At 69.9% G+C, this 969-nt stretch carries 1 protein-coding gene; it reads right to left on the reverse strand.

Annotated elements, in window-relative coordinates:
- Window positions 1–969, reverse strand: a 969-nt coding sequence (locus MSIMFI_RS26490; protein WP_191499904.1) for an acyltransferase domain-containing protein, incomplete at both ends; no start/stop codon positions are given.

Consider the following 969-nt stretch of genomic DNA (forward strand, 5'->3'; position numbering starts at 1 on the left):
GGGCCAGCACGGGGTGTGGGGATAGTTCGAGGAAGGTGTGGGGGCCCTGGGCTAGCAGGGTGGTGATGGCGTCGTGGAATTGGACGGGTTCGCGTAGTTGGCGGGTCCAGTAACCGGGTGAGCTGAGTTGGTCGGTGCTGGCCAGTTGGCCGGTGAGGGTGGAGATGATCGCGGTGGTGGGTGCGCCCAACGTCAGGGTGGCCGCGAGGGTGTGGAATTCGGGTAACGCGGGGTCCATCGCGGGTGAGTGGAAGGCGTGGCTGACCCGTAACGGGGTGGTTTTATAGCCCGCGGCGCGGCAGTGTTGGCCGAGGTGGTCGAGGTGATCGGCGGGGCCGGAGACCACCAGTGCGGTGGGGCCGTTGACCGCGGCCAGCGCCAGTTGGGGGTGTTGGGTCAACAGTGCGGCCAGCCCGGTGTGGGGGGCCGAGACCGCCATCATGGCGCCGGGTTGGCAGGCCTGCATCAGTCGGCCGCGGGCGCTGACCAGTATCGCGGCGTCGGCCAGCGTCATCACCCCGGCGACGTGGGCGGCGGCCAGTTCTCCCACGGAATGGCCTATCAGGTAGTCCGGGCGGATCCCGGCCTGGACCAGCAGGGCGTGCAGCGCGACCCCGAAGGCGAACAGTGCGGGCTGGGCGTAGGCGGTGTGGTTGAGCAGCTCGGCGTTGGTGGTGTCGGCGTCGGCGAACATCACCTCGTTGAGCGGGACCTGCAGGTGGGCGTCGAAGGCCGCGCACACCTCGTCGAGGGCGGCGGCAAACACCGGGTGGTGGGTGTAGAGCCCGGCGCCCATGCCCGGGTATTGGGCGCCCTGGCCGGGGAACACGAACACCGTCTTGGCGGCCTGATGGGTTTGGTGGTGGTGGTAGGCCACCCCGGGATGGGGTTGATCGGTCGTTAGGGCGTGGAGGGCATCCAGCAGCCCTTCGCGGGGGTCAGCGGCGGCGGGGATGGGGATGGCGGCGC

Origin of the sequence: Mycobacterium simulans, from assembly GCF_900232995.1 — a bacterium.
Lineage (GTDB): Bacteria > Actinomycetota > Actinomycetes > Mycobacteriales > Mycobacteriaceae > Mycobacterium > Mycobacterium simulans.